The organism is Janthinobacterium sp. GW822-FHT07H10 (assembly GCF_058798675.1).
Genome location: NZ_JBXAKS010000006.1, coordinates 137,260 through 161,804 on the forward strand (window position 1 = coordinate 137,260; position 24,545 = coordinate 161,804).

At 65.8% G+C, this 24,545-nt stretch carries 20 protein-coding genes; 13 read left to right on the forward strand and 7 right to left on the reverse strand.

Features of this window, described 5'->3' with window-relative positions; all coding sequences use genetic code 11:
* Positions 1 to 38 precede the first annotated feature (38 nt).
* The 8 genes from AC1RDJ_RS15720 (at position 39) to AC1RDJ_RS15755 (ending at position 9,787) form a co-directional block, all read left to right on the forward strand.
* Positions 39 to 2,183 carry a TonB-dependent siderophore receptor gene (locus AC1RDJ_RS15720; RefSeq protein ID WP_493028013.1) on the forward strand — a complete coding sequence of 715 codons (2,145 nt, stop codon included), beginning with the start codon at positions 39 to 41 and terminating at the stop codon, positions 2,181 to 2,183.
* Positions 2,184 to 2,302: 119 nt separating this feature from the next.
* Positions 2,303 to 2,701 carry a DUF2946 domain-containing protein gene (locus AC1RDJ_RS15725; protein ID WP_493028015.1) on the forward strand — a complete coding sequence of 133 codons (399 nt, stop codon included), beginning with the start codon at positions 2,303 to 2,305 and terminating at the stop codon, positions 2,699 to 2,701.
* Positions 2,702 to 2,793: 92 nt separating this feature from the next.
* On the forward strand, positions 2,794 to 4,890 hold the full coding sequence (locus AC1RDJ_RS15730) for a TonB-dependent receptor (RefSeq protein ID WP_493028016.1): 2,097 nt from the start codon (positions 2,794 to 2,796) through the stop codon (positions 4,888 to 4,890).
* A gap of 138 nt (positions 4,891 to 5,028) precedes the next feature.
* Positions 5,029 to 5,568 carry a hypothetical protein gene (locus tag AC1RDJ_RS15735; protein ID WP_071323811.1) on the forward strand — a complete coding sequence of 180 codons (540 nt, stop codon included), beginning with the start codon at positions 5,029 to 5,031 and terminating at the stop codon, positions 5,566 to 5,568.
* Positions 5,569 to 5,921: 353 nt separating this feature from the next.
* Positions 5,922 to 6,584 (forward strand): HEAT repeat domain-containing protein, encoded by a 663-nt coding sequence (locus AC1RDJ_RS15740; RefSeq protein ID WP_493028017.1) that lies wholly within the window; start codon positions 5,922 to 5,924, stop codon positions 6,582 to 6,584.
* A gap of 89 nt (positions 6,585 to 6,673) precedes the next feature.
* A complete protein-coding gene (gene dsdA / locus AC1RDJ_RS15745; protein ID WP_493028018.1) occupies positions 6,674 to 8,008 on the forward strand; it encodes a D-serine ammonia-lyase in 1,335 nt (444 codons plus the stop codon).
* Positions 8,008 to 8,931 (forward strand): DNA-binding transcriptional regulator DsdC, encoded by a 924-nt coding sequence (gene dsdC, locus AC1RDJ_RS15750; RefSeq protein WP_493028019.1) that lies wholly within the window; start codon positions 8,008 to 8,010, stop codon positions 8,929 to 8,931. Before dsdA ends, dsdC begins: the two co-directional genes overlap by 1 nt.
* 43 nt (positions 8,932 to 8,974) lie before the next feature.
* Positions 8,975 to 9,787, forward strand: a complete 813-nt coding sequence (locus AC1RDJ_RS15755; RefSeq protein WP_493028020.1) for a ferritin-like domain-containing protein — start codon at positions 8,975 to 8,977, stop codon at positions 9,785 to 9,787.
* 24 nt (positions 9,788 to 9,811) lie between these two features.
* Here AC1RDJ_RS15755 and AC1RDJ_RS15760 read toward each other — a convergent pair whose 3' ends face one another.
* Positions 9,812 to 13,249, reverse strand: a complete 3,438-nt coding sequence (locus tag AC1RDJ_RS15760) for a hypothetical protein (protein ID WP_493028021.1) — start codon at positions 13,247 to 13,249, stop codon at positions 9,812 to 9,814.
* A gap of 302 nt (positions 13,250 to 13,551) precedes the next feature.
* Between AC1RDJ_RS15760 and AC1RDJ_RS15765 the strand changes: the two genes are divergently transcribed.
* The gene (locus AC1RDJ_RS15765) at positions 13,552 to 13,782 is read left to right on the forward strand and encodes a hypothetical protein (protein WP_156894827.1); all 231 of its coding nucleotides are present in this window, start codon (positions 13,552 to 13,554) and stop codon (positions 13,780 to 13,782) included.
* Here the strand turns inward: AC1RDJ_RS15765 and AC1RDJ_RS15770 are convergent.
* Positions 13,742 to 14,851, reverse strand: a complete 1,110-nt coding sequence (locus tag AC1RDJ_RS15770) for a DNA topoisomerase IB (RefSeq protein WP_493028023.1) — start codon at positions 14,849 to 14,851, stop codon at positions 13,742 to 13,744. The genes AC1RDJ_RS15765 and AC1RDJ_RS15770 overlap by 41 nt on opposite strands.
* A 100-nt stretch (positions 14,852 to 14,951) precedes the next feature.
* Here AC1RDJ_RS15770 and AC1RDJ_RS15775 point away from each other — a divergent pair, with 100 nt between their 5' ends.
* Positions 14,952 to 15,335 carry a YkvA family protein gene (locus tag AC1RDJ_RS15775; protein WP_071323803.1) on the forward strand — a complete coding sequence of 128 codons (384 nt, stop codon included), beginning with the start codon at positions 14,952 to 14,954 and terminating at the stop codon, positions 15,333 to 15,335.
* A gap of 15 nt (positions 15,336 to 15,350) precedes the next feature.
* Here AC1RDJ_RS15775 and AC1RDJ_RS15780 read toward each other — a convergent pair whose 3' ends face one another.
* The 5 genes from AC1RDJ_RS15780 to AC1RDJ_RS15800 all read right to left on the reverse strand — a co-directional run bounded on the left by AC1RDJ_RS15780 (position 15,351) and on the right by AC1RDJ_RS15800 (position 19,349).
* Positions 15,351 to 15,512 (reverse strand): hypothetical protein, encoded by a 162-nt coding sequence (locus tag AC1RDJ_RS15780; protein ID WP_198043933.1) that lies wholly within the window; start codon positions 15,510 to 15,512, stop codon positions 15,351 to 15,353.
* A gap of 86 nt (positions 15,513 to 15,598) precedes the next feature.
* Positions 15,599 to 16,780: a serine hydrolase domain-containing protein gene (locus AC1RDJ_RS15785; protein ID WP_493028024.1), complete on the reverse strand. Its 1,182-nt coding sequence runs from the start codon at positions 16,778 to 16,780 to the stop codon at positions 15,599 to 15,601.
* Between the two features lie 108 nt (positions 16,781 to 16,888).
* Positions 16,889 to 17,530 (reverse strand): cation:proton antiporter domain-containing protein, encoded by a 642-nt coding sequence (locus AC1RDJ_RS15790; protein ID WP_493028025.1) that lies wholly within the window; start codon positions 17,528 to 17,530, stop codon positions 16,889 to 16,891.
* 81 nt (positions 17,531 to 17,611) lie between these two features.
* Complete coding sequence (locus tag AC1RDJ_RS15795) at positions 17,612 to 18,184, reverse strand: cation:proton antiporter domain-containing protein (protein WP_493028026.1); 573 nt, start codon at positions 18,182 to 18,184, stop codon at positions 17,612 to 17,614.
* Positions 18,185 to 18,233: 49 nt separating this feature from the next.
* Positions 18,234 to 19,349: a mechanosensitive ion channel family protein gene (locus tag AC1RDJ_RS15800; RefSeq protein ID WP_071323800.1), complete on the reverse strand. Its 1,116-nt coding sequence runs from the start codon at positions 19,347 to 19,349 to the stop codon at positions 18,234 to 18,236.
* Positions 19,350 to 19,609: 260 nt separating this feature from the next.
* Here AC1RDJ_RS15800 and AC1RDJ_RS15805 point away from each other — a divergent pair, with 260 nt between their 5' ends.
* The 3 genes from AC1RDJ_RS15805 to AC1RDJ_RS15815 are packed head-to-tail and all read left to right on the forward strand — an operon-like array spanning position 19,610 to position 24,544.
* Positions 19,610 to 21,883, forward strand: coding sequence for an alpha,alpha-trehalose-phosphate synthase (UDP-forming) (locus tag AC1RDJ_RS15805; protein WP_493028027.1), 2,274 nt, complete (start codon positions 19,610 to 19,612; stop codon positions 21,881 to 21,883).
* The gene (gene otsB / locus AC1RDJ_RS15810) at positions 21,883 to 22,677 is read left to right on the forward strand and encodes a trehalose-phosphatase (protein WP_493028028.1); all 795 of its coding nucleotides are present in this window, start codon (positions 21,883 to 21,885) and stop codon (positions 22,675 to 22,677) included. The genes AC1RDJ_RS15805 and otsB overlap by 1 nt, the downstream gene beginning before the upstream one ends.
* Positions 22,661 to 24,544: a glycoside hydrolase family 15 protein gene (locus AC1RDJ_RS15815; protein WP_493028029.1), complete on the forward strand. Its 1,884-nt coding sequence runs from the start codon at positions 22,661 to 22,663 to the stop codon at positions 24,542 to 24,544. Before otsB ends, AC1RDJ_RS15815 begins: the two co-directional genes overlap by 17 nt.
* Position 24,545 lies beyond the last annotated feature (1 nt).

Below are 24,545 nucleotides of genomic sequence, written 5' to 3' on the forward strand. Positions count from 1 at the left end.
TCCTTCTGTCTATTTTCTCTGTAGAAAGTCCTGTCTTTATGCGCGTAGCTTTTCCTTCCTTGCAACTACTTCCTGTGGCCGCCGCCTTGTCGCTGGCCTTCGCCCCGCACGCCGCGCTGGCCGCCAACGCAGTCCATGGCCAGGACGACTTGACGGCTGGCGATGAGAAAGTCATGCAGGCCGTGCAGGTGACGGGCGCCCGCGCGCGGGGCCTGGTGCCGCTCACCACGGAGGCGGGCAGCTTTCGCGGCGCCAGCATCATGGACGTGCCCTCGACCGTCAACGTGATCACGCGCGAATTGCTGGAGCAGCAAGCCGTTTCCGGCCTGTACGATGCCGTGCGCAACACGGCCGGCGTGACGCGCCAGCAAAACGGCGGAGAGACCTGGGACCAGCTGGTGATACGCGGCATCGCCGTGGAAAACCGCACGAATTACCGCCTCAACGGTTCCATGCCCATCATGAACTTCTCGCAAGTGCCCATGGAAAACAAGGAACGGGTGGAAGTGCTGAAGGGTGCCTCGGCCCTGTACTACGGCTTCACGTCGCCGGCCGGCGTGGTCAACTTCGTCACCAAGCGGGCCGGCAGCAAGCCCGTCACCAGCCTGGGCTTGAGCATCGACGACCGCGGCAGCGCGGTGGCGAATGTCGATGTGGCTCGCCGGTTTGGCGCCGAGCAGGAAGTCGGCGTGCGCGTGAACGCGGCCGGCGGCACGCTCGGTTCTTACCTGGAGCATGTCGGCAATGGCAACCGCAGCTTCCTCTCCGCGGCGCTGGACTGGCGCGTGACGAACAGATTGCTGCTGAAGGCCGACCTGGAATACGACCGCCGCAAGGTGACGGAGCAGGCGGGCGTGGCCCTGCCCGCGGCCGTGAAAGGCGTGATCAGCTTGCCGCGCGCCGTCGACCCGCGCCAGTTGATCGGCCCGGACTGGTCGAATTTCGAGGCGCAGACGAAAAACGCGCAGCTGCGCGCCGATTACGCCATCACGGATGGCTGGGCCCTGACGGTGGAAGCGGGCCACTCGGAAACGGCGCGCGACCGCCGCCTGGCGATCTTCCGCCTGAATAACGCGGCGGCGCTGGCCACGGGCGCTGGCCGCATCACGGGCAATATCCAGCACAGCGTGACGGCCTCGGACTTGCTGCGCGCTGAGCTGGCGGGCAACTTCCATACGGGTGTCATCGCGCATGAACTGACCCTGGGCGTGTCGCGCACGGACAAGTCGCAAGATCCTATCTACCAGAGCAACTACACGATCGCCTCGCAAAACCTGTATAACCCCGTGCCCGTGACGAATGTCGTGTTCGGCCCCAAGCCGACGGCGCCGACGACGGCCGCGCTCGATACGCGCGACACGGGCTTGTACGCGCTCGACCGCATGGTCTTCAGCCCGCAATGGCAAAGCGTGGTCGGCGTGCGCCGCAGCAGTTATCAAAGCGACCAGGGCGCCAGTCATTACGACGTCAGCAAGACGACGCCGATGGCGTCATTAATCTACAAGCTGACGCCGGAGCTGTCGTTCTATGCGTCCACGGCGCGCGGCCTGGAAGAGGGCGAGACGGGCCCGACGGGCACGGCCAACCAGGGCGTCAAGATGGCGCCCGGCGTGAGCAAGCAGAAGGAACTGGGTGCGCGCTGGCTGGCGCCGGGCGATACCCTGGTCTCCGCCGCGCTGTTCGACATCACGCGTCCCGGCTACTATACCAATAGCAGCAATGTCTTCACGTCGGATGGCGAACAGCGCTACCGCGGCCTGGAACTGTCGACCCAGGGCAAGCTGACGCGCCAGCTGTCGTGGCAAACGTCGGCCCAGTTCCTCGACCCGACCTTTGCGCACATCAACGCCGACTACAACGGCAAGGCGCCGGAAAATGCGTCGAAGCGCACGGCCAGCGCCTTTTTGGCGTATGCCTTCGATGGGCTGCCGGGCCTGTCGCTGAGCGGCGGCGCGTATTATTACAGCGCCCGTCCCGTTAACGACCTGAACCAGGCCTTCCTCGGCGGCGTCACGCTCTTCAGCGCCGGCGCCCGCTATGCGGGCACGCTGATGAACAAAGCCGCCGTGTGGCAGCTGAACGTGGAAAACGCGGCCGACAAGCGCTACTGGGCCGGCGCCGGCACGCGTCTGGCTTCGGGCGCGCCGCGCGCCATCAAGCTGTCGATGAAGGTCGACCTGTAAGACGCGCCGCCAGCAGGCAGGACGGCCTGAGGCGACGGCTTGCCTGCTGGCCTGAGCCTGAACGGCTGACTTGACCCTGGGCCTTGGCCGCGGGGCAGGGCGGCGGTTATAATTGTGGCATGTTCATCAGCCAAGGCCGCGCCGTCATCGTCCTGTGGATCGCGTGTATCGCCATCCTCCTGGCTGCGCTCGCCCCGACCGTGTCGCGCGCGTTCACGGTCGCCAGCGGCCGGGCCGTGCCCAGCTTCGAGATTTGCTCGGTGGCCGGCGGCATGAGCATGCTGCCGATGAAATCGAGCGTGCAGGAACCGTCCGCGCCGCAAAAGCCGGCGATGAACATGGGCGATTGCCCGTGCTGCAGCATGCATGCGGCCACCCTGGACATCGCGCCCACGGCCCTCGTGCTCGCTTCCGGCGAACTGATCGCCGGCTTGCTGCCGCTGCTGTTCTACCAATCCCCCACACCGCTGTTCGCCTGGACGCCCGTCCAGCCCCGCGGCCCGCCTGCCGCTTTCTGATACTGCCATCCCGTCCGTGAACCGCCCCGCGCCGCGCCGCTTGCGCGTCCGTGGCCGTTCGCCTCGTCCATACAGAATTCGAAAGCAGCAGCATGAACCATTTCCCTTTATTGATTTCCCTCGCCCTTGCCATGTCCGCCATGCCCGCCGTGGCACAGTCCCGCAGCGACGTCGACACGGCCGTCCTGCCTGAACTGAAAGTCATCGTCACGGCCGTCAAGGATGGCTACCGTCCCGCCGCCGACACGGCGCAAATGCTCAGCAGCACACCAGGCTACAGCGTGGCGGCCGGCGGCGGCGTGTCCGGCTTGCCCGTCGTGAATGGTTTCGCCGATGACCGGCTGAAGATCCGCATCGACGGCATGGAACTGACGTCTGCCTGCGCCAATCATATGAATGCGCCGCTGTCGTACATTGATCCGCAACAAGTGCAGCGCATACGCCTGATCGCGGGCGTGACGCCCGTCAGTGCCGGCGGCGACAGCATCGGCGGCACCATCGAGGTGCAGTCAAACGCGCCCGTGTTTGCCCAGCCCGGCGCGGCCCTGCACACGCAAGGCAGCGTTGCCGTGTCGGGACGCAGCGTCAACAACAGCGTGTCGACCAGCGTGAACGCGTCGGCGGCCAGCGACGTGCTCAGCATCGGCTACAGCGGCGCCTATGCGCGCGCCCACAGTTATGAAGATGGCCATGGCAACACGGTGCTGGCCAGCATGGTGGAAAGCATCAACCAGGCCATCGTGCTGTCGGCCAAGGGCAAGGGCCAGCAACTGACCCTGCGCGCCGGCGTGCAGCATATCCCGTACCAGGGTTTTCCCAACCAGTACATGGACATGACGGACAACCACGGCCAGTTCGCCAACCTGGCCTATCGGGGCGAGTTCGGCTGGGGCGTGCTCGACGCGCGCGCCTACTGGCAGCAGACCGACCATGAAATGGGCTTTTTCACGCCCGAGCGCACGGGCACCATGCCGATGCTCACGCACGGGCGCAATACGGGCTACGCCTTGCAGGCCAGCCTGCCCACGGGCACGGGCGAATTGCGCCTGGGCCAGGAATGGCACGGTTTCCGCCTCGACGATTACTGGCCGGCCGTGCCCGGTTCCATGATGATGGGGCCGCGCAGCTATCTGAACATCAACGACGGCAAGCGCGAGCGCACCGTGCTGTTTGCCGAACTGGACACGCGCCATGCCGCGCGCTGGAGCAGCGTGCTGGGCCTGCGCGCCGAATCCGTGCGCATGGATACGGGCAAGGTGCAGTCGTATGGCACGAACATGATGAACATGGCCGACAGCATGGCGGCGGCCGCCTTCAATGCGCGCGAACGCCGCCAGCGCGACACGAATATCGATGCCTCGGCGCAAGCGACCTACACGCCGGACGCGGCCAGCAGCTATGAATTCGCGCTGGCGCGCAAGGTGCGCTCGCCCAACCTGTACGAGCGCTACTCGTGGGGCCGCGGCTCGATGGCCATGACCATGACCAACTGGTTTGGCGATGGCAACGGTTATGTGGGCAATATCGACCTCAAGCCCGAGACGGCATATACGGCGGCGTTTACGGCGGACTGGCATGGCGGCGGCGAAGAGGGCTGGTTCGTGCGCGTCAATCCGTATTACAGCAAGGTCGACAATTACATCGACGTCGACGTGCTGTCATCTTTCCACCCGTACATGCAGATGGGCGCCAACGGCAACTTGCTGCGCTTCGCCAACCACGACGCCAAGCTGTACGGCGCCAACCTGGCCTGGCAGCTGCCGCTGGCCAGCAGCGCGCGCTGGGGCCGCTTCATGGCCACGGGCAACGCCGCCTATACGCGGGGCAAGCGCAGCGATGGCGGCGACCTGTACCGGATGATGCCGTTCAACGCCTTGCTGGCCGTCGAGCACAAGCTGGGCGCCTGGAGCAGCCGCATCGAAACGAAGATCGTTGCCCGCAAGGACAGGGTCGATGCGCGCCGGCTGGAACGGGAAACGGGCGGCTATGCCCTCGTCAACCTGCGCACCAGCGTGGCGCTGGCCAAGATGGCCAGCCTGACTGCGGGCGTGAGCAACCTGTTCAACCGCGCGTATGCGGACCCGCTCGGCGGCGTCTACCTGTCGGGACTGAAGGCGAACGGCGGGGCGCTGCAAGCCTTGCCGGCCGAGGGCAGGTCGATTGACCTGGGCTTGCAGCTGCAGTTCTAAGGCCGAGCAGGAATAGAGCGCCTTCGGCCTTGATGCCTAAGGAGGAAGGCGCTTGCCGGGTGCAAAATCGGCGACAGGTATCGAGCGGGCGGTTATAGTTGATGTGGATAACTATTATTTTGAGAAGCCTCCCGATTCATGCAGACGATACCGATAGACGCGCTCTCCATTATTGCCAGGCAATGTATCGCCGTGACCTGTCTCCAGCGCTTTTGCCAGCGTCATGCCATTGAGCATCCGGCATTGACGGCTTTCATCGAGCACGTCTGGAAAGTGGCGCAGGTCGAGTCTGGCAATTTTGCCTCCTGGGAACGCGGCTTCGCCGCCTTGCCTGTCAGCGGCATGGGCGATCCCTGGCCGGAAGAGGTCAGCGCGGCAATACCGGCAACACTTCTTGGCACATTGACGGAACTTTTGCAGCACGTACAGGAAACGAGTGCCTGCACGTGGCATGGCGATGACTTGCCAGCGACCAGGCGGCAGCTGGAAGCCGTGTTCCGCCTCTGCGGGCGACATGCTGTCGCCGTGCCGGCGCCGGGACACTATGCGCAGCACGATGCGGCGATCCGCAACGGCTGGGGGCCGGCGCTGACGGACGGGGAATTGCGCGCCTGGCGCGCCCTTGTGCAAGGCGAGGCAGCGGCTGCGCCTGTGCATGATGCAGCCGATCAAACATGATTTTTCCTGGCGATGCCATCGTAGCCCTTGCCTATGCCCAGCCATTGATTGCATGCCAAATGGCAGGTTGTTGGCATGTATTTCAAGAAAGCCTGGAGGATCCGGCGATTGATCCCGTGGTGGATTGGGCGTCAAAAAGGGCAGGGCTGGCCCGCGATTCAGGATGGTCGGCCGGGAGTGCCGGGCGTATATTGTGCCCCCGCCATGGGGAACGCGCGTGTGCCCTCGTTTTCCGGTCTAAGGTGGAAAACGTTGGCGCCACTCATAGTGTCTTCGAGGCGCAGGCCGCATACGACAGCAACTGGCCCGTGGCGGATGCAGATGGCAGCAACATTTTTTTGAAGAGCTAATCGATGCACCATGCCTTGAGCACCGCCGTAAATGTATTTCGACGCTGGGCGTCGGAGCGTCCTGTCGATGAAAGAAGTGGCGAGTGGGAATGCGACTATGCGAAATGGCCTGAAATAAACGCTGCTTTTCTGACGCATATCAAGACCGGCCCTCCGCACGCTTCCACGGCAGGCGACATTGCCGACCTGCTGTATGCGATTGGCAGGGACAATGAAACCGCATATCTGGTCAGGGAACTGGCCAGGCGCGAAGACTGGTTCCTGTTCCTCCTGCCACATGCGCTTGCGGTCAACGATCCTGACGTGAAATGGCAGTTTGCCGTGCAATTGGGCGTGGAAAAGTTCCCCTTTTTTGCCGCAGAATCAGCCTTGCTGAAACTGGTGCAGGACGAACATGAATATGTGCGCCGGATGGCGCTGCAAGGACTCGGCCGCATGGCATCGCCCCATGCGGAACCCCTGTGCGTACGCGCATGGGAAAGCAATCATGAATATCAACGCATCATGGTCCTGTGGGTGCTGAAAGAGCTCAAATCCCGGAACTTGCATGAATATATACTTCTGGCCAAGGCCGACGGCAGGGAATTTTTAATGCGTAATGCTGCTGAGATCGAGAATGGGATGGCACCATCGGATAGCCAGGTAGACCAGCGGCAGCACACATGACCTCCCGTCACCCATTGCCTGATTAACCATCCTTTGCCAGCCGCGCCCGGATGGAGTCTAATCATGGCTTGTTCCTTGACGAGGTTGCCATGCTGCCCACACCTGCCATCGCCGCGCTGCGCGAGCAATTTCCCCTGATTACAGAATTGATGGCCTTGCGGCCCTTGAGCTGGTTCAATCCCGGCATCGCGCCGGCGGCCGAGGCTCTCGCTGACGTCGGCTTGACGGCGGCCGACGTGGCCGACGCCAGCGCGCGCCTGGCCCGCTTTGCGCCGTACCTGGCCAAGGCTTTCCCGGAAACCCAGGCCAGCGGCGGCGTCATCGAATCACCCGTCGTGCCGCTGCCCGCCATGCAGGCGGCACTGGCGGCGCGCACGGAAGCACCGATTCCGGGCCAGCTGTGGCTCAAGCAGGATAGCCATCTGCCCATTTCCGGCTCGATCAAGGCGCGCGGCGGCATCTATGAAGTGCTGAAACATGCGGAAACGCTGGCGCTCGAGGCCGGCTTGCTGAAAGAGGGCGACGATTACGGCGTGCTGGCCAGCGACGCCGTACGCGCGTTTTTCGGCCAATACGCGATCGCCGTCGGCTCCACGGGCAACCTGGGCTTGTCGATCGGCATCATGAGCGCGCGCCTGGGCTTTCGCGCCACCGTGCACATGTCGGCCGACGCGCGGCAGTGGAAGAAGGATAAATTGCGCAGCCACGGCGTCACCGTCGTCGAGTACGCGACCGATTACAGCGTGGCCGTGGAAGCGGGGCGCCGGCAGGCACAGGGCGATCCGACCTGCCATTTCGTCGACGATGAAAACTCGCACGATCTGTTCCTCGGCTACGCGGTGGCGGGCGAACGCCTGAAGCGTCAGCTGGAAGCGGCCGGCGTGGCGGTCGACGCCCAGCATCCGTTGTTCGTGTACCTGCCGTGCGGCGTCGGCGGCGGCCCCGGCGGCGTGGCGTTTGGCTTGAAGCTGGCCTTTGGCGACGACGTGCACTGCGTGTTCGTCGAACCGACCCACTCGCCGTGCATGTTGCTGGGCGTGCATACGGGCTTGCACGAGCGCATCAGCGTGCAAGACATCGGCATCGACAACGTGACGGCGGCCGATGGCCTGGCCGTGGGCCGGCCGTCCGGCTTCGTCGGGCGCGCCATGCAGCGGCTGATCGACGGCTATGCCACCGTCAGCGATGAGGAACTGTACCGCTTGCTGGCCTTGCTGGAGCAAACGCAGCAGCTGCGCCTGGAACCGTCCGCCGTGGCCGGTTTCGCGGGCATCGACGCCGTGCTGGCCGCGCCGCAATACCGGCAACAGCTGGGGAATGCCACGCACCTGGTGTGGGGCACGGGCGGCAGCATGGTGCCGCAGGAAGAAATGGTGGCCTACGTGGCGCGTGGCCGCGCGCTGCTGGCGGCCGGAGCCGATTGATGCCGGCCGGCGTGCCGCCCAGGGCCACGCTCACGGCCAGCCAGTTCGCCAACCTGCACACGTTTCTCGTGGCGGCGCGCCACGCCAGCTTCGCGCTGGCCGCGCAGGAACTGGCGCTCACGCCCAGCGCCGTCAGCCACCGCATCGCGCGGCTGGAAGACAGCCTGGGCATGCGGCTGTTCGAACGGTTGACGCGGCGGGTGAAACTGACGCGCGATGGCGAACGCATCTTTGCCGCCCTGCAGGCGGGCTGGGACGGCCTGCATGCGGCCATAACCGGCGGCGATGCGCTGGCGGGCAGCATCACCGTGCATGCGCGCCCATCGATCGCCCAGTGCTGGCTGGTGCCGCGCCTGGCCGGCTTCACGGCGCAGTTTCCTGATTTGAACATCGACTTGCGCGTGGGCAATGAGGCCGTGGACTTCCGCGCCGGCCAGGTGGACCTGGCGCTGCACTATGGCGACGGTAACTTTCCTGGCCTGGCGGCGCGCAAGCTGATGGACGAATGGCTGGCGCCCGTCTGCAGTCCCGCGTATGCGCGCCAGCACGGCTTGCTTGATATGCCGCAACACTTGCCAGGCGCAACGCTGCTGCACGACACCCTGGCCTGGCCCGCCTGCGCGCCCGACGCCGAGTGGCGGCTGTGGCTGGACGCGCAGGCGCCGGAAGTGGCCTTGCCCGCGCGCAGCCTGCGTTTCGACCGCGCCGACCTGTGCGCGCAGGCGGCCATCCACCATGCGGGCGTGGCCATGGGCCGGCGCCAGCTGGTGCAGCCGTGGCTGGCCAGCGGCCAGCTTGTTTTGCCGTTCGGCGGTTTTACCTTGCCCAGCCCGCAAGCGTATTACCTCGTGCACAGCGCGCGCGCGCCGTTGCCGGCACGCGTGCAGGCGCTGCTGGACTGGCTGGTGGGGCAGGCAATTTGATACACTGCGCCCCTTACTCAGACACGCGCCAGAAAGTAGTCCCATGCAGCCATCTCCACTGATCCCCACGCCGCCGCAGGAATTGCGCGCGTATGCGCTCGCCTGCCTGCTCGAACCGGACCCGGCGACGAAGGTGGCGATGGTGGCGGCCATGGCCGAGGCGCCACTCCCGCTGGATGCGCGATCGCCGCTGGCGCCAGGCGGACCCGTGCCGGGCCGTCCCGAGCGCCCGGAACTGGTGCCGCCGCGCCTGGTGGGGCGGCGTTCGATGATTACGCCGGAAGGGCGCGCCATGCTCGTGCACGCGCTCGCGCATATCGAGTTCAATGCCATGAACTTGGCGCTCGACGCCCTGTGGCGCTTCCCGGACCTGCCGGCCGAGTACTACACGGACTGGCTGCGCGTGGCAAAGGAGGAAGCCACGCACTTCGCCATGCTGCAGGCGCACCTGCAGGTGCTCGGTCACACGTATGGCGACTTTCCCGGACACGATAGCCTGTGGGAAATGGTCGACAAGACGCGCGGCGACGTGCTGGCGCGCATGGCGCTGGTGCCGCGCACCCTGGAAGCGCGGGGCCTGGACGCGATTCCGCCGCTGCGCGCCAAGCTGGCGCAGGCGGGAGATATGGCGGCCGCCGCCATCCTCGACATCATCCTGCGCGACGAGGTGGGCCACGTCGAGATCGGCAACCGCTGGTATGGCTACCTGTGCGACCAGCGCGGCCTGGAATTGCGCGCCACCTATGCCGAGCTGGCGCTGCGCTACGAGGCGCCGACCCTGCGCGGCCCGTTCAACCTGGAAGCGCGGCGCCGGGCCGGGTTCTCGGAACTCGAATTGTCCGACTTGCCTGGCTGAACATGCCAGACGCCGCCGGGTCGCTCAGGGATGGGCCGTCAGGCTCAGGTGCCAATGGCTCAGGTGGGCGGGATCAATGCTCACCTTGGCCGGCTTGGCCCAGGCCCCCGCGCCCGGTATCAAGCCCTTGGGCGGGTTGGCAAAGCGGCCATCGACGAGGGCCAGCTTGACGAAACTGTGGCCGATGTAGATGACGCGCGTGTCGGCGGCCGCCGCTTCCAGCGTCAGCATGGCGCGGTTGGCCGTGATCCACGCCACCAGCAAGGCCAGTCTCGGCTTGTTCACCTGGCCGGCCGCCACTTCCGCCTGTGCATCATCGATCAGCTTGCGAATGCCGGCGCCGTTGCCCTGGCCGTCCAGCGTATCGGCGTAGCCGCCCGCGCCGTCCGCGTAGCGCATGTCGATCTGCTGACCATCGCTGTGGCCGCTGTGCCCGAGGATGGAGCGGCCTGCCGCCGTTTGCGTCACGTGCTGGCCGCTGATGTCGTCGAAACGGTAGGGCTTGTTCAGCAGCCAGGCGATCGTCAGCCGGGTGGCCCAGGAATCGCCGCCGGCATCGCGCGAGCCGTAGCGCCGCGCCGCCAGCGCCGCCTCGTTGTTGGCCAGGTACAGCGGGATGAAGGCCGTGTCGCCCTTCAAGTCCACCTGTCCGCCCTCGTTTGGATCGGACGTCGCTTCGGTGCCGTTGATCTGTCCCTTCAGGCGGATGGTGACGACGGCCTTCTTGTCGATCTTGGCGCCGGCAAAGGTGGGCAGCACCAGGCCCGGGAACTTGACCTTGCCGGGATTCTTGGTGTTTGCCTGGGCCAACAGGTTGTCTGCGCTGAAGGACGGGTTGCCGCCGCTGGCGGAAATGCCGATGTTGACTTCCGTAATGGTGGCCGCCGCCGGCGTGTACTGCAGTTCCAGCGGCACCGTGTGGGTGGGCGTGGTGGCTCCCTGCGACACGGAGACATAGGGGCCCGGCAAGTTGCCCGCTACCCTGATCGGTTGCAAGATGGGATGGGCATCCTTGTTCGGCGACAGGAATCTTGCCTTGGTGATTTTCAGGCCCTTGCACACCAGGCTCAGCTCCACCCGAGTAACCGTCGGCAGCAGGTTGTCGCCGATATTCGTGGCGCTGACACCGCCGCCGACGGCCAGCGGGCCATTCTGCGTTTGCTTGCTGACATCGATGCAATCGGTCCTGACGATGGTGCCTTGCGTGAAGTGTGACTGGTTCACGGCGCCGGCCGCCGCCAGGTTGGCGCCGGGCAAGCCGACCACGGAATACGACCAGGTATCGTTGTAGCGGCTTTGCTGCGTCGTGTACACGGGATATTCGGCGGTGCTGACGGTGATCTTCACCCCCACGTTTTTCGTGCCCTTCGGTACCGTGTAGACGATGGGCGTGGTCATGGTGTTGTTTTGCGCGGCCGCCGTGGCGCTGAAGGTCTGGCTGCCTTCGTCATCGAGCGGCGTGGCGTCCGGCGGCGCGGCGCCCGCGCCCGCGTCCGTTCCGCCGCGCGCCGACGGCGCGGCGCCATCCTGCGTCACCGTGCCGGCCGTATAGGTGTTCGCGGCGGCCGGCGGCGCCAGGGCCGTCGCGAACGGATAGACGATGCCGACGTTGACCGTTGTGCTGCCAGGAAAGACGGCGGCGCTGATGCTGACCACGTTCGGATGCTCGAGGTCGTTCAAGGTCAGCTGGTAGGTGTCCGGGATGACGCCGTCGAAACGGAAGGCGCCCGTGGCGTCGATCACGGCCACGCGGCGTTGGTGGGAGTTATAGCCGGTGAGCAGGATTTTCTTGCCGGCCAGGCCCGTCGCATTGCCGCCCGCCGGCGTGCGCATCTGTCCCAGCAGCACGGTATTGGATTTGATGACGCTCAAGGCGTACGACACGGCAAATTCGCCATCCTCCGACACGAAGTTGAGATTCATGTCGAGCGCGCCGGACGGCAGGACGGCCAGCAGCTGCTGCATGGCCGTGGCGCCGATGGTGAAGCTGCCCGTGTCGGGATGGAAGACCCAGTAGGACTTCAGGCTGATGGCGGGGCCGCCGGGTGCGGCCAGGAAGCCGTCGCTGTCATTCTGCAGGGCCATCGCCGGCGCGCCGCTGAGGCGAAAGGCCAGGCCATCCGCCTGCAGCGTATTGTTCGCTCCCAGGCCCGTGATGGCCAGCTGGGGCGGGGTGGGCGGCAGGCTGCCATCGTCGAGCGGCTCGACATAGGTTTCCACTGCCGTCGGCAATTCTGTCTGGATCAACACATCGAAGACCGAGACCGCGCCGCCCTTGCTAATGAACAATTGCGCGTGCTGGTCGACACCCGTATCGCCGGGCGTGGAAAAGCGCAGGGTGCCATCCCTGAGCAGTACGTCGCTGATGGCGCCGCTGGCCTTGACGCTGTCTGCACCGTCCGGCAACCCCAGCTCGGCCAGCGACAGGACCACCACCTGCGCCGGCCGCACGGCATCGAGCGCCACGCTGTCGACGGCCGTGATATTCCAGATGAGGCCGCCCAGCTCGAACGGACGCGTGCGGTTGATGCGCAGCACGACGACGTCGGTGGCGGTGACCGTCGCGCCTGCCGCGATGCTGCCGGCCTGGACGTCGCCGTCAACGACGGTGGCGCCGGCTGGAATGCCGGCAAGGACGGCGTGCACATTGTTTGCCGTCTCGCTGCCATTGTTGCGGATGCTGATGCGAAACGTGTATTCGTAGATTCTGCGGTTGATGCGCCGCTCCGCCGTCTTGCGCAGCGAGGTGACGTCAAAAGGGCCGACGGCAACGCTGGGCGCCGTGGCAGTCGTCGCCTCTGTGGCGGCCGCGGCCGCATCCTGGCCTGCCAGCGCATCTCTGTCCGCTGCTGTCTCCATGTCCGCCGCCAGCATGACTTTCGGCGTGGGCGGCTGCGTCGGATCGTTGGAGCCGCCGCAGGCGCACAGGCTCGCCGCCAGCGCGACGACGGCCAGTTGCCGGCGCCGCAGGCACAGCATGGCCAGCACGCCGGCCAGCAGCAGGCAGGGCGTGGCGGGCAGGGGCACCGCTTGCGTGCTGCCCGTGTCGAGTTCGATGAAGGAAACGGGATCGAGAACGACGAACAGCTGGGGGCCGGGGCTGCCTACGCCCAGATAATCGAAGGTGACGGAAAAGCCCGTTGCCGTGGCGCCGGGAGCGATGCCGCCCGCCAGCGCCAGTGCGTCGAGGTAGCCGCTGTCGGGAATGGCGGGATCGGGCTGCACCAGCAAGAAGTCCCAACCGGGCGCCGTGGAAACGTTTTGCAGGTTGATGTAGGGGCCCACGCTGAAGAAGACGGTGAATTCCTCGATGGGCACGGCCAGCGTGGTATTGCTGACGGTATAGTCGTAGCGCCACTGCGTGCCGCCCAGGGCGGTAGCCGTGTAGCCGATGCTGGTGGCGTGCGCGGCGCTCATCGCGCACAGCAGCAGCGCCAGCAGCGCTTGTTTGATGACGTTCATGATTGTCCCCCCATTTGCTGGCGCCAAGCGTGCCCAGGCAAGAGGTCAAGCAGGAAGCGTTCCTGAATAAAAAGTCCTTCTGAAACAAGGGGTTGAAGGCTGGTGGAGGCGTGCTGCGCATGAGCGTGTCAATTGTACCGACACGCATGGCCGCGGCGCGCCGCTATCGGGCTGTCACGATGGCCGGGCGCTGTCAGCGCTGTCCTACCCAGCTTGTCGAAATCGTCTGATTGTATGCCTTGCGGAAACACGCGATGATCGTGTTTATGCTGCAACAGCCAACCATTCCGACGGAGTATGCGATGCACAAGCGAGCCGAGCCAAGCCATTTGAACAAGCCATTCCTGCTGATCTGCCTGTTTACGGTGTCGACCCTGGCCGCTACGCTGATCAATACGGACGAAACGCAGCCGACCGAAGGCGAGAGCGCGCCGGCGCCCGTGGCGCGCGATGCGGGCCATGGCGCCATGCCGTTGTGCAACGGCGACGCGTTCAAGCTGTCGGCGCAGTGCCAGCCGCGGCGCGCGGCCTGACGCCGGCCTGGTCCTTCGCCTCGCCCTGCAAGCGTTGTTGCAGCAAGGCCAGCACGGCCGCTTCTTCCGGCGCCAGCGCCGGCAAGTCCTCCTGCAGTTGCTGCCGCGCCCGCGCGCGCATGCCTTCCAACAGACTGCCATCCAGATACGCTTCCAGCACGGCCGGGTGCACATAGCACTTGCGGCAGATGGTCGGCGTGTTGCCCAGCTTTTTCGCCACCGACTCGATCGCCTGCACGATGTTCTTCTTGGCTTGCGCATCAGAATCGACCAGTTCGAATGCCTGCAGCGCCAGCGCGGCCAGCAGGGTGCCGGCCCAGGTGCGGAAATCCTTGGCCGTGTAGTCCTCGCCCGTCACTTCCCGCAGGTAGTCATTGACCGCGCCCGAATCGACGCCGTGGCGCTCGCCCGCGTCGTCGACATACTGAAACAGTTCCTGCCCCGGCAAGTCGCGCATGCGCTGCAGCACTCTGGCCAGGCGGCGGTCGCTGAGGCGGATATCGTGGCGCACGCCGCTCTTGCCCTTGAAATGGAAGGCCACGGCGCTGCCATCGACCTGCACGTGGCGCGTGCGCAAGGTGGTCAGGCCGAACGACTTGTTCGTGCGCGCATATTCCTCGTTGCCGATGCGCATCATCGTCAATTCCAGCAGATGCACGATGGTGGCCAGCACTTTTTCCCGCGGCAGGCCGGGCAGCTGCATGCCGCGCGCGACGGCGGCGCGGATGGCGGGCAGGGCCTTGCCAAAGCTGAGCATGCGTTCATATTTCACTTCGTCGCGCACCTGGCGCCAGCGCGCATGGTAGCGGTACTGCTTGCGGCCGCGCGCATCGCGCCCCGTCGCCTGCAGGTGGCCGTTGGCGCGCGCACAGATCCACACATCGGTCCAGGCGGGTGGAATGGCCAGCGCCTTGATGCGCGTCAAGGTGTCGTCGTCGCGCACGGCCTGGCCGTCCGCGTCCACATAGCGGAACTTGGCCGGTTTGCCCAGGCGGACGAGGCCGGGCTGGTGGTCGCCCGTGTAGCGCAGGCCGGCGGCCCTGGCGGTGGTGGTGGCGGAGATATCCATGTTTTTCCTATGCAGGCGTTGCCGGGGTGCCGCGCAACTGGCGCGCTCTTATGCTAAGGTGCGCATTCGTAAAGCCGTGCGCGGCAGACAGGAGCAGCAGATGTTTGGCAGAAGAAAAAATCTCGAGCAAGACCACGCCCCCCAGGCCGACAAGCAGTATGAAAAGAAATATACGGATGACAGTTTCTGGGACAAGGTGGTCAAGTTCGCCAAGACGGCAGGGCGCGAAGTCATCGAAAAGGCCTTGTGGCTGTACTACGCCGCCCAGCAGCCGAATACGCCGCTGTGGGCCAAGACGGCCATCTATGGCGCGCTCGGCTATTTCATTTCGCCCATCGATGCGATTCCCGACATCACGCCCGTGGTCGGCTATGCGGATGACCTGGCCGTGCTGGCGGCGGCCGTCGCCACGGTGGCCACCTACATCACGGCTGACGTCAAGCAGCGCGCGGCCGAGAAGCTGCGCGGCTGGTTCGGCGCCTAGCCGGGGCGGCCCTGGCTAGGCGGCCGCTGCCGGCTGGCCCTTGACGGCATTGCGGTACCTGGCCCTGGCTTCGGCTTTCTTCACAGCTTCGCGGGCGATGTTGTCCGCCTTGATGCGGGCCTTTTCGCTCTTGCTGCGCTGTTGCGCCACGTCCTTGTTGCCGATGCGATTCGTCATGCCGCTCTCCTGTGATTGGTCGGTGTGACCCAGCATACCGGCTCGACCACCGATCACCGTGCGCCGCCCCACATAGCGCGAGCTTCCTAGACCCTGGCCGGTTTGCCGGCGCCGTGCGCCAGCAGGCGCCGCACGACTTCTTTCTGGAACGAGCGGAACTCCTTGTCGGCGCTGATGTTGGCGAAGGCCAGCACGGCCGTCTTGCTGGCGCGGTCGACGCAGACGATGGACGCCGCGCCCGGGTCGCAGCCGCTGTGCGTGGCCAGCGGCGTGCCGTCGACATCGCGCAATTGCCAGACCAGGGCCTGGCGCAGCGCGGGATCGGCTGGCGTGATCGCGGCCGCTTGCGGTGCAAAGAACAGTTGCAGGGTGGCATCTTGCAAATAGCGGTGGCCATCGACCCGGCCGCCATTGCTGAAGATGGCCAGGAAACGGGCGTAGTCATGCGCGGAACTGCGCAGCAGGCCGGCCGGCCAGTCCGGGTAGCCGACGGGCGGCAGCAGTTGCAGGCCCGGTTCCTTGTGTGCATACGGCTGGGCCACGACGGCGCGGCGCGGCAAGCCGGCCAGGCTCCACGCCGTGCGGTCCATGCCCAGCGGCTCGAACAGGTGCTCGTAGGCATAGGTGTCGAGGCCGTTGGGGTTCAGGCGGCCCACCAGATAACCGAGCAGGGCCACGCCGACATTGCTGTAGCGCCATTCCGTGCCGGGGCGGGCGGCAAACGACAGGTCCGCGTCATACCAGGCGCCGCCGCGCGACAGATAGCCCTTGACGAAGTCGCGCAAGGGCAGGCGCGGGTCGCCCTGCACGGCAAACGCCGTCGTCTTTTCATACACGGCGTCGGAAATGCCCGAGGTGTGGCTCAGCAAATGGCGGAAGGTGATGGGCACGTCGGGAAACTTCGGATGCATGAGCGGGAAGTCCAGGTAGGCCGACACCTTGTCGTCGAGCTGGAAGGCGCCCTGTTCCAGCAGCATCATGATGGCCGTGGCAGTGACGAGCTTGCTGACGGACGCCACGTGGAACGCCGTGTCGGCATCGGCCTTCTTGCCGGCCTCGATGTCGGCCCAGCCATAGCCGCGCGCGAAGAGGGTTTGCTCGCCGCGCACCACGGCCACGCTCATGCCCGGCGTCTCCGTGCGCGCCAGGCCGTCGTGCATGAAGCTGTCAAATTCCTTTTCCCATTCCAGCCTGGCCGGATCGGTGGCGCAGCCGCCTTGCAGCAGGGCCAGCGAGACGCCCAGTCCCAGCACGCTTCTACGTTTCATTGCTTCTCTCTTTGCCGTTTTTAATTATCTTAACAACATTTCCGCAAGATATAGGTCTAATTGGCAAATCATTGCTGTGAAGCAATGACAACGGCGCCGCATGACGGCCTATTTGCGCCAGTAGCGCGCGAACAGGGGCTTGACGGTGAGGCCGTGCGCGACGATGGACAGGATGATGACGACGATGGTGATATTTGCCAGTTCGTGCGCCAGCCGGGGCGGCAAGCCGTGGGCGATCGCATAGCACAGGTAGTACATGGAGCCGATGCCGCGCACGCCGAACCAGGCGGCCAGGCCCCGCAGGCGCAGGCTGGTGCCGGATCCCAGCAGGCCGAGCATGACGCTGCACGGGCGCGCCACCAGCAGCAGGAACAGGCCCGCGCTCCACGCCTGCCAGCTCCACGCGGCGGCCGTGACGGCGCCGCCCAGCAACAGCACCAAGGTCAGTTCGGACAGGCGCTCCAGGTGTTCCTTGAAGACCAGCGATTCGCCGCTGACGGTCAGCGGCGCCGCGTTGTCGTGCGGCTTGACGGCCGAACCGCCATGCACGTCCTCGGCCTGCAGCAAGCCCTGGCGGTCTTTCGGGGCGCCCGCCAGCACCAGTTCCGTCTGGCGCAGGGCCACGCCGGCGAAGAACACGGCCAGGAAGCCCCACGCGTGCAGCCAGGTGGCCAGGCCATACACGAGGGCGATCAAGCCCAGTCCCGCCAGGTCGTCGAGCACTTCGTGTTTCGGCTCCTTGCCGCGCACCTGCCAGCCCAGCCAGGCCAGCAGCGCGCCGCCGGCGGCGCCCAGGGCGATGGCGCCCGCGCTGGCCCACAGCAGGTCGCGTCACAGCCAGGTGCCGCCGCCCGGCCCCAGTTCATGCAGGCCCAGCAAGCCCAGGCCCAGCATGACGAAGGGAAAGCCGCTGCCATCGTTCATGCCCGCTTCGCTGGTCAGGGTAAAGCGCAGCTGTTCGCTGTCGCCCGCGTGGCGCACCTGCACGTCGGTGGCCAGCACGGGGTCGGTGGGCGCGAGGATGGCGCCCAGCAGCACGCCGGCGCCCAGCGGCAAGCCCAGTACCAAACAGGAAAACGTGGCCACGAGGGCCACGGAGATGGCCATCGACAGCCAGGCCAGGCGCAGCGACGGCAGCCAGCGCGCCAGGCTGAACGGCACGGGCATTTTCACGCCGGCGGAAAACAGGGAGATGAGGACGGCAATTTCCGCCAGGGTTTCCAGCAGCGGCGCCTGCTTGACGAGGTCGAGCGAGAACAGGCCGAGGAACATGGGGCCCAGCAGCAGGCCCACGCCCAGATAAGCCATAGCCGAGGTAAACGGCAGGCGCGCGATGCTGGCGGCCCCGAGGCCGCGCGCCAGCATCATGCAGCCGATCAGGATGAACCAGGCGGTGGTGCTCATGCGCCGTATTCTAGCGGCAGGTGGGCGCGGGCAGCGCGCCGCAGGTTTTTCAGGCCTTGTGCAGCGAGACGCTATCGTTCTGCGCCTGCATCTCGCGCACCTCGATCGGGTCGTGCGTGGAGCGCAGGCGCGGCAGGCCGTGCGGATAGTTAGCCGTGATGAAGGCCAGCATCTGCTCGCGCACGATGCAGCGCAGCTCGAAGGCCGTGCCCGAATCTTGCGCGCTGATCAGGAAGCGCACGCGCACGGCCCGTTCGTTCGAGTCCGTCGCCTGCACGGTGCAGACGCGCCGGTCCCATTGCGGCGCCGCTTCGCAGATGCGCGCGAGTTCGGCGCGCAGCGGCTCGAGCGGAATGCTGAAATCGAGCCACAGGAACACCGTGCCCAGCAGGGTTGACGAGCTGTGCGTCCAGTTCTCGAACGGATTTTCGATGAACCACTGCAGCGGCACGATCAGGCGGCGCTCGTCCCACACGCGCACGACCACGTACGTGCCCTTGATTTCCTCGACCTTGCCCCATTCGCCATTGACGATCAGCACGTCATCGATGCGGATCGGCTGCGAAAACGCAATCTGCAGGCCGGCGATGAAATTGCCGAGCACGGGGCGGGCGGCGATACCGGCCACCAGGCCCGCCACGCCGGCCGACGCCAGCAGGCTGGCGCCGATCTGGCGCGCGCCGGGCAGGGTCAGCAAGACGAAAGCCAGGCCCAGGATGACGACGATGGCGTGCGCGCTGCGCGTCAGCACGCGGGCCTGGGTGATCAGGCGGCGCGCGCGCAGGTTGTCGGCCACGTCGACGGGGTTGACTTCGGAAATCGTGATGGAGAGTGCCTGGATGCATTGCATGGCCAGCCAGGTCAGCGCGATGATCAGTGCCACGCTGGTGACATGCGACATGGCCAGCAAGCCCGGCGTGTCGTCGGGCGCGCCGGCCAGCACCATGCGCAGGCCGAAGACGATCACGCACAGCTGGCTGGCGCGGAAGGCCACGCGCGTGGCGTTGGTGGTGAACGGCCGGCCGTTGGCCAGTCTTTTCAGCAAGCCGATGCCGGCCCGGTGCACGCCGATGGCGACCAGGGTGACGAGCAGGGCGGAAACGAGCACGGTCAGCGCCGAGCGCAGCGGGCCTCCCATCAGCGAGTGAAACGTGCTGAGATCCATAGGCGAAAACTCCTTGTAGTTAAGTGAAATGGATGTCGGAACGTTCTATTTTACGGGCAGACGAGAAAGCGGGGACGTGCGTTGCCGAACGGATAAGGTCGCCATGCAGGTAGATACTGGAAGCAATTGCTGCGGTGCGCCATCCCACGCTGACGTTTCGATACGGAAAGCAAACGGGCGTCGCCGTACTGGAAACATAGTCATACTTGCCATGCTTTTTGTGTTTGCAAAGGAAAACGATGATAGTACGATCACTCCGAATGTCCTTGCGCTTCATCCTGCCGCTGGCCCTGGTGCTGGGATTGTTTGCTTATATCGTGGTACCCCTGTTGGACAATATCACCCTGCGCTGGTATGTGCGCGACCTCGACAGCCGGGCGGAATTGCTCGCTGGCACGCTCCGACCCTCGCTCACCGAATACCTGCCCGCCCACGACGCCAGCCGCATCGGCGAACTGTTCCAGGGCGCCACGCGCGACGAACGCCTGATCGCCATCGGCTTTTGCGACAACGCGGGCCACTTGCTCTACCAATCCCTCGAGTACCCCGCTTCGATCGGCTGCTGGAGCACGCCATCGACGGGCGGCCTGTACAAATCGCTCGCGCAATTGCCGCAAGGCCAGGTCCACATCAGCGAAACGCCCGTCATGCAGGATGCGTCGCAGCTGGGCCGCCTCGTGCTGGTGCAGGACATGAGCTTTGTCGAGCGCCGCAATACCGATACCAAGCGCTTCATCTTTGCCTTCCTGGCCGTGCTGGCCGTGCTGATTTCCCTGATGACCGTGTTCGTGGCGCACCTGAGCTGGCGCGGCTGGCTGGCGGCCGTGAAGGACATCCTGCGCGGTGAATTGCTGACGAAAAAGAACCTGGCCGCGCCCGCCGATGCGGCCAGCGCACCGGCCGCCACGCCGGCCCCGCCGCCGGAAATGCAGCCGCTGATCGGCGACCTGCGCGAATTGCTGCAGGAATACCATCTGGAGCGCCAGGGCGACAATGGCTGGTCGTCGGACTGGACGCCGGAAAAGCTGCGCGCCCTGCTCGAAGCGGACCTGGCGGGCGACCAGGTGCTGGTGGTGTCGAACCGCGAACCGTATATCCACACCAAAACGGAAGCTGGTATTGCCGTGCAGCGCCCGGCCAGCGGCCTGGTGACGGCCGTGGAAGCGGTGATGCGCGCCTGTTCCGGCACCTGGATCGCGCACGGCGCCGGCTCGGCCGACCGCGAAACCGTGGATAAGCTCGACCACGTGCCCGTGCCGCCCGACAACCCCAGCTACACCTTGCGCCGCGTGTGGCTGACGGAAGAGGAAGAGCAGGGCTATTATTATGGTTTCGCCAATGAAGGCATGTGGCCGCTATGCCATATCGCCCACGTGCGCCCCGTGTTCCGCTCGTCCGACTGGGAGCAGTACGTGAAGGTCAACCGCCGCTTTGCCGACGCCGTGATCGCCGAGGCGAAGACGGACAACCCCGTCGTGCTGGTGCAGGATTATCACTTTGCCTTGCTGCCGCGCATGGTGCGCGAAGCCTTGCCGAAGGCGACGATTATCACTTTCTGGCATATCCCGTGGCCGAACTCGGAATCGTTCGGCATTTGTCCGTGGCGCGAGGAAATCCTCGATGGCTTGCTGGGCAGTACCATCCTCGGCTTCCACACGCCATTTCACCGCAAGAATTTCCTCGAAACGGTGGACCGCTATCTGGAAACGCGCATCGAGCCGGAAGCGTCGGTGATTTCCTACGGCGGCGAGATGACGCAGGTCGAGGATTACCCGATTTCCATCGCCTGGCCCGACGACAATCCCGGACAGCCCGACGTGGCCAGCTGCCGCGCGCAGATTCGCGGTGAACTGGGCGTGGCATCGGACCACCTGCTGGGCATCGGCGTCGACCGCCTCGATTACACGAAAGGCATCGTCGAGCGCTTCCAGGCCGTCGAGCGCATGCTGGAACAGCAGCCTGGCATGGTGGGGAACTTCACGTTTGTGCAGATCGCCGCGCCCAGCCGCGCTTCGCTCGATGAATATCAAAGCTTCGATGCCAGGGTGCGCAAGATGGTCGAACGCATCAACCGGCGTTTCGGCAGCGGCAACTACGTGCCCATCCTGCTGAAGGCCGAGCACCACGGCCAGGATGACTTGCAGCGCTATTTCCGCGCGTCCGAAGTGTGCATGGTGACGAGCTTGCATGACGGCATGAACCTGGTGGCCAAGGAATTCATTGCCGCGCGCGACGACGAGATGGGCGTGCTGGTGCTGTCGCAATTCACGGGCGCCGCGCGCGAGCTGCACGAGGCGCTGATCATCAACCCGTATCACATCGAGCAGGGCGCCGACGCCCTGTACCGCGCCCTCGTGATGCCGCCCGTGGAGCAGCGCGAGCGCATGAAGAGCATGCGGGCCAGAGTCAAGCATTTCAATGTCTACCGCTGGGCCGGGCGCATGCTGCTCGACGCGGCCCGCCTGCGCCAGCGCGACAAGGTCATGACCAAGATCGACGCCCACAGCCGCATCAAGCGGCGCAAGGGGATTTGATGGCGACGCATAGTGACGATGGTCAAGCCTTGCTGCAGCTGCTGGCTAATCCCGCAGCGGCCGTCTTCCTCGATTTCGACGGCACCCTGGTCGACCTGGCGCCCACGCCCGACGGCGTGCGCGTGGCGCCGGGCGTGGCGCACGCGCTGGCGCTGCTGGCCGAACGCCACGGCGGCGCGCTGGCCATCATTTCCGGCCGCCCCGTGGCGCAGATCGACGCCATGCTGGCGCCCCTGCGCCTGCCGGTGGCCGGCGTGCATGGCGTGGAGCGGCGCAGCGCCGATGGCCGCCTGCATCTGGCGCCCACGCCCGACGTGTCGTCCGTGCTGGCGCGCGCCGAGGCGCTGGCGGAGCGCCACCCGGGTTTGCTGGTCGAGCAGAAACGCGGCGCCGTGGCCCTGCATTACCGGCTGGCGCCGCAGCTGGAGCCGCTGTGCGTGCAGGAAATGACGGCGGCCGTGCAAGCGTGCCCCGGGGTTTTGCTATTGCATGGCAAAATGGTCCTGGAAGCCAAGCCGGCCGCCACCGACAAGGGCGGCGCCATCGCCGCCTTCATGGCGGAAACGCCGTTTGCCGGCCGCCAGCCCGTGTTCGCGGGCGATGACACCACCGACGAGGCCGGCTTTGCCCATGTGCAACAGGCGGGCGGGCAGGGCGTGAAAGTGGGCAGCGGCCCCAGCGCCGCCGTCCTGCGCCTGGCCAGCCCCGCTGCCTTGCGCGCGGTCTTGCTGCAAGCGGCCTTGCCGGCCGCCCCATCCCCCCATTCAGGAGTAGCCGATGACGACGTCCCATGAGCAGTCCCATGCAACGCCCAGCGCCGCCGCCGGCACGCTGGCCGCTGCCGTCACGGCCACGGCCGCGTCGGCACCCGTCACGCCCATCCAGGCCAGCCTGAACTGCGGCGTGGTGGGCAATTGCGCGTTCAGCGCCCTGATCGACCAGGCAGGGCAGGTCGTCTGGTCGTGCCTGCCCCGTTTCGATGGCGACCCCGTCTTCAACAGCTTGCTGGACGCCTCGGAAAACGGCAGCGTGTGGGGCATCGATATTGAAAACTTTGCCCGCAGCGAACAGTTTTATGAGCCGAACACGGCCGTGCTGCGCACGCGCCTGTACGACACGGACGGGCGCGGCGTGGAAATCACGGATTTCGCGCCGCGCTTCCTCAGCCGCGACCGCATGTTCCGCCCGCTGATGCTGATCCGCCGCGTGCGTCCGCTGGACCGGGCCGTGCGCATCCGCGTGCGCCTGCGTCCCCGCTACGACTGGGGCCGGCTGGCGCCGCAGATCACGCAGGGCAGCCACCACATCCGCTATGTGGGGCCGGAACAGACCCTGCGCCTGAACACGGACGTGTCGCTCAACTATGTCTTGAGCGAAACCTATTTCGTGCTGGGAAGCACCGCCAACTTCCTGCTGGGCCCCGATGAAACCCTGGCCGGCGGCATCGACGAGACGGCGCGCATCTTCGAAAAGGACACCATCAATTACTGGCGCACCTACACGCGCCGGCTGGCCGTGCCGCTGGAATGGCAGGACGTGGTCATCCGCGCCGCCATCACCTTGAAGCTGTCCTTGTATGAAGACACGGGCGCCATCATCGCCGCCATGACCACCAGCATCCCCGAAGCACCGGGCAGCAGCCGCAACTGGGATTACCGCTACTGCTGGCTGCGCGACGCCTTCTTCGTCGTGCGCGCCCTGAACAGCCTGTCCGAAGTGGGCACCATGGAAGAGTATTTGCGCTGGCTGACGAATATCGTCGCCCGCTCGAAGGGCGGCCACATCCAGCCCCTGTACGGCATCGGCCTGGAAGAGCAGTTGCCCGAATCCATGCTCGACCATTTGCCCGGCTACCGCGGCAATGGCCCCGTGCGCGTGGGCAACCAGGCGCAGGAACACTTCCAGCACGATGTGTACGGCAATATCGTGCTCGGTGCGGCGCAGGCTTTCCTCGACCACCGGCTGTTCCACCGGGCCGGCAAGGCGGAGTTTGCCGCGCTGGAAGCCGTGGGCGACCAGGCTTTCCGCCTGCATGCGGAACCGGACGCGGGCATGTGGGAGCTGCGCACGCGGGCCCGCGTCCATACCTCGTCCATGCTGATGAGCTGGGCCGCCTGCGACCGCCTGGCGAAAGTGGCGCACAAGCTGGGCTTGCCCGACCGGGCCGAGCACTGGAGCAGCCGCGCCGTGCTGATCCGCGAACGCCTGCTACGCGAGGCGTGGAGCGAAGAGCGCCAGGCGTTCGCGGAAAGCCTGGGCGGGCGCGACCTCGATGCCTCGGTCCTGCTGATGGCGGAAGTCAACTTCATCGACCCCATGGACCCGCGCTTCATCGCCACCGTCGATGCGCTGGAAGCGTCGCTGTGCGACGGCCCCTACATGCGCCGCTACGAAGCGCCCGACGACTTCGGCAAGCCCGAGACCGCCTTCAATATCTGCACCTTCTGGCGCATCGACGCGCTGGCGCGCATCGGCAGGAAGGACGAGGCGCGCAAGATATTTGAAACGATGTTGATGGCGCGCAATCACCTGGGCCTGCTGTCGGAAGACACGCACCCCGTGACGGGCGAGATGTGGGGTAATTTTCCGCAGACGTATTCGATGGTGGGCTTGATCAACTGCGCCGTGCGGCTGTCGGCGCCGTGGGACAGCGCCATTTAAG